This is a genomic window from Pantoea sp. CTOTU49201, from assembly GCF_032054795.1.
GTDB lineage: Bacteria > Pseudomonadota > Gammaproteobacteria > Enterobacterales > Enterobacteriaceae > Pantoea > Pantoea symbiotica.
This window is the reverse complement of the sequence record NZ_DAMBSA010000065.1, coordinates 11,265-15,870: the sequence shown is the minus strand read 5'-3', so window position 1 is coordinate 15,870 and position 4,606 is coordinate 11,265. Positions and strand designations below refer to the sequence as shown.

Genomic DNA, 4,606 nt, shown 5'->3' with positions numbered 1-4,606 from the left:
AACCAGGTTAAGACTTTACAAAAACTGTTAGATGGGATGCCTTTTCCAATCACCTTACGTGATTTAGATGGACGTTTAACCTACTGTAACCAGCACTATTTAAAACTGGTTAATGCGCCCTATGATGCAATCATTGGGAAAAAACTGACTGACTTACCGCGCAATATTACTATTGAGCAGGCAAGTTACTTCCAGCAAAAAGCCGATGAAATTATTCTTTCAGGTGAACCTTACATTGAAGATCTTACTATTACCTTGATTGATGAAGAGGGTAATGATGAGACGACGTGTACCATCAATATCTGGATGTTGCCCTGGTACGATCACAGCGGGCGGATTGTAGGGGTAGTTGCGGGTTCCTGGGATGTTTCTGAGCGCTCTGTTTTGCTACAACAGCTTTCATAAACTTCCGGTCGTGCTGAAGCCTCTAATCGGGCGAAATCCACTTTCCTCTCGACCATGAGTCATGAAATCCGCACGCCAATGAATGCCATTATCGGCATGCTGGATATGGCGATTAAAAGCGGGCGACAGGGCGAGCATGATTTGCAGGCGCTTGAAGTCGCGCAGGAATCAGCTGAAGGGCTAGTAGGTCTCATCGGCGATATTCTTGATATTTCCCGGATTGAGGAAGGACATTTAGAGTTCAACCCGATGCAAATGAATCTGGGCACATTGATTAACCAGTTGTTGGTTATTTTCAATGGACTGGCGATAGATAAAAACCTTTTCCTCAATAAAAGCCTCCCTGTAGAGACCATTGCGGACGTGATCGGCGATCCGCTGCGCATCAAGCAGATACTGTCCAATCTGCTGGGAAATGCGATTAAATTCACTGACCACGGCGGCGTAACGCTTGAATTGCGTCAGGAAATGGATGTCAACGCGGGTCTGGTGCGATATGTGATTGACGTGATAGATAGTGGTGTCGGCATCGACGAAACCCAACAGAAAGCACTGTTCCAGCCCTTTGCCCAGGCGGATAATCGTCGGGCGGGAACCGGACTGGGTCTCTACATAAGTCGGAATTTGTGTGAATCGATGGGTGGTAGCCTGACGCTCAGTAGTGTGGTGCATCAAGGCACGCGTGTTCGAGCTGAGTTTGCGTTGCCGATCGCGCAGAACAGAGCTGAGCCTCAGAAAGTGGCAGAAACGGTTGTCAGGAAGGGTGAACCACTTAAGGTATTGGTGGTTGATGACAATGCGGCGAACCGTATGCTACTGGCAAAGCAGTTGGCTTGGTTGGGGCATCACGCACATGTTGCTGTCGGTGGATTGGAAGGGTTTGCAATGTGGCAGAAGCACAAATTTGATGTGATTGTTACCGACTGCAATATGCCGCAAATGAACGGCTATCAATTTACTCAGCATATTCGCGAACACGAAGCCTGCACCGGGCAATCGGCAGTATATATCCTTGGTTTTACCGCTAATGCTATGCATGAAATCATTGAGCGATGTCTGGCCGCAGGTATGAATGGATGTCTGTTTAAACCCTGCTCGATTAATAGTCTTGCTGAGGCGTTAAATCGTTTCGATGGCACTGTTACTGAACCTGTTAATTTAAAACCCCTGGCAGAAAATTGAACACTTGTTGGCAAGGACGATTGAGAAATAGCAATATTAATGAGAGCGGAACAGGCATTTCCCTGGTCATTGAATTTGGCGAATGCCGCCGCTCAGTTAATTAAAAACCATGACGTCTCGCGATATCAACGACGTCACGCACGTCATTGGTGTGAAACTTATCCATGATATTACGCTTATAAGTGCTGATGGTTTTGTTACTGAGGCGCAACTCATCGGCAATCTCCTTATTGGTTTTACCTGCCCCAATTTCACGTAGTACCTGCATCTCTCTGCCGGTCAGACTGCGCAAAGATGATAACGCTTGTACAGAAACACCATCCTGAGGCGATACCGGTTGTATATCCATTAACAGTGGACGATCATGTTTCGTCAGGTGAAGAATGCTATAGAGTGCTTCTAGTGGCTGGCTCTTGCTGAGATAAGCCATCCAGTTGAGCTGATATCCGCGTAGAATGTGATAAACACTCTCAGAGCCGGCATAAATGACAATATTCAAATCATTTAACATTTTCTTTAACGCACATAGCCGGGAAATATACTCTTCCTTCATCGAAGCAGGATCGAGGATAATAAAGTCTGGCTTTAATAATATGATGTACCGGAACAACTCATCAGGATGAGTGGTGCTTCCAATAATGTTAAATCCTTGCTGTGATAAAAAATAATTCAGCCCAGTGATTACTAGCGGGTTGTTATCATAAATAACGATTTTTTTCATCGTTGGTTTCTCCTTGTGTTGATTCTCTAATACTCCATCACATTTAAAATAAAATAAATACAAGACCCATCCTTGTGGATCGAATTTAATTTTGTGATTTAAGGTTTTTTACTCTGGCACACTCAATATTTCGAGACTGACTTGATCTAAAATAAGATAAACACGATCCGCCAGGTCTTTTATATCATCGATTTTTGCGTGTGTTTCACAGGCTAATTCCAGATCCTTACAAGCATTATATAAATCGGTTGCCTCTAGCAAAGACGCAGCACCACGTAGTCGATGTGCAAGATGGCCACAAGCGATGACATCACCGTCGCTAAGAGCCTGGCGTAATTTTTCTTCATCCTGCTTATTTAGCTCAATTATTTCCAAATGAAGCGCGTGATTTTTCTCCGCCGCAACCGGAGCATTTTTTTTCACTGGATTCAAATCAGGAAAGTATCGTTGCATTACAGTCTGCAACGCTACCGGTGAAAGGGGTTTAACCAAGCATTCATTCATCCCAGCAGCCAGACAGCGTGTTGCCGTTTCAAAACCGGTCATCGCTGTCAGGCCGAAAATAGGCATGGAGGAAAGCTCGCGCTGGGCTTCTTCCTCACGAATCATTCTGGTCAGACTGAAACCATCGATAATCGGCATGGTGCAGTCGGTAATCATCAGATCGAAAGTTGAACTTTGTTCCTGCCATAATCGCAGCGCCTGTTCCCCATCATTGGCCTGTACGGTGTGGTGTCCCCAACCTTCTAGCTGTTGTTGTAGCGCCCGGCGTCCTGGAGGATAGTCGTCAACAATTAGTATGTTGAGTTCGCTGCTAGCAAGAACCTGTTTTACTGGCGTGTTTTCTGCAGAAGGCTGCGCACTGAAATGGAGGCAGATCGTCGTACCCTCTTCAGGGTCGCTCTCAATAGTTAGCTCGGCACCATTGGCAATAGCCATTTGCTGGCAAGCGGACAAGCTGATCCCTGTTTCCTGCCAGATGCCACTCGCAGTGTCAGCCATTTCATTTACAAGAATCTTTTCGTCGATTACGCCACTGTTTGCGACTTCAATCACCAAAGGGAACCGTGGGTCGTCACCTTCCTGGCGTCCCTGATACAGCGCTACCGAAATGGCTTTCCCACTACTGTGCTTAATTGCATTACGCAGCAGACTGGAAAAAATGCGAATTATCAGCAGTGAATCAGTATCAAAACGCGGTGTGTTCAGCGCCGTTTCGATATCGAGCGTCATTCCTTTCTCTTCAAGCTGCTGGCGATAAAGTGCAACGGTGCTCTCTATTAATTGTGGTAGATGGACACTACGAACTGTGCCTCGCAGGGCAAGATTGTCAGCGCGGAAAATATCGAAGACATCACCAATCAGGGAAAGCAAATTGCAGGCAGATTCCCAAATCAAAGGCATATTTTCGCTGGTTTGGTCGCTCTCTTGTTGGCTCTGCAATTCAAACTCTAATAAGCCAATAATAGCGTTTAACGGCGTACGAACTTCATGCCCCATACTTTGCATAAAAGAGGCTTTGCTGGTGTTAGCTTGCTCCAGATCCGCATGTGCTTGCTGCAGGCGGGTAATTAAAGCCTGTTTTTCCGTAATATCCAGCCAGCCCCCGATTAATCCCCCGACTTCGCCCCGGTTATCACGCCACGGGACTGTCCAGCCCTCCAGATAATGTTGTTGACCATGAAACAGGAAAGGGCCAGACCAATGTAAGGGTTCACCCAGCTTAATTGCCTGCTTATATTGCGCCGCCAGTTGATCCTTAATGTCAGACTGCATGCTTTCAATATCGGTGATTGCACGCCCTTTATGTTTCTCACCATCTTCATCAACGGTTTCGCTCCAGCGCTGGTTGTAATCCAATAAGTGACCTTCGCGATCGCGAGCATAAAGCGCGATGGGCGCGTTATCGATCAATGCTCGGTTAAAGTTGAGCTGATTGGATAAGGCTTCCTGTGATTGTTGGCCTTTCTTTAGCGCGGCGCGCAGGCGACGAATCCATAAGCTACTAATTAAAGTGATCATGATGACCACGCCAGCCCAAACTAATGACTGCAACAAATTCCTGTTACTGAGACCGGGTACCACGGAGCTCTTGTGCTGATGCCACGGTCGCGCAAGCTCAATGACATTTTCCGGCGGCAAATCTGTCAATGCTTTGCTAACAATATCCAACGGAAGTGAGGGCGAGTTACTGGCGCTCATAACCAGATGCGGCGAGGCTGAAGGTACGGTAATGGCGATGTGATTGGCTTTGTTATCGGTGCTTTCCACCAGATAGCGAGCAACGAATTGTGGGGC

At 46.7% G+C, this 4,606-nt stretch carries 4 protein-coding genes and 1 pseudogene; 3 read left to right on the top strand and 2 right to left on the bottom strand.

Annotated elements, in window-relative coordinates:
• The 3 genes and pseudogenes from RTY00_RS07055 to RTY00_RS07045 form a co-directional block, all read left to right on the top strand.
• Positions 1-405: PAS domain-containing protein (locus tag RTY00_RS07055; RefSeq protein WP_312663929.1), on the top strand; the 405-nt coding region annotated here is incomplete at its 5' end.
• 42 nt (positions 406-447) lie between these two features.
• A pseudogene (locus tag RTY00_RS07050) lies at positions 448-624 on the top strand (histidine kinase dimerization/phospho-acceptor domain-containing protein); the annotation flags it as partial.
• Between the two features lie 30 nt (positions 625-654).
• Entirely contained in the window at positions 655-1,587 is a 933-nt protein-coding gene (locus tag RTY00_RS07045) for an ATP-binding protein (protein WP_312663930.1), read from the top strand.
• A gap of 100 nt (positions 1,588-1,687) precedes the next feature.
• Here the strand turns inward: RTY00_RS07045 and RTY00_RS07040 are convergent, their stop codons facing one another.
• Positions 1,688-2,308, bottom strand: a complete 621-nt coding sequence (locus RTY00_RS07040) for a response regulator transcription factor (protein WP_312663928.1) — start codon at positions 2,306-2,308, stop codon at positions 1,688-1,690.
• Between the two features lie 108 nt (positions 2,309-2,416).
• Positions 2,417-4,606, bottom strand: a 2,190-nt coding sequence (locus RTY00_RS07035) for a response regulator (RefSeq protein ID WP_312663927.1), incomplete at its 5' end; no start/stop codon positions are given.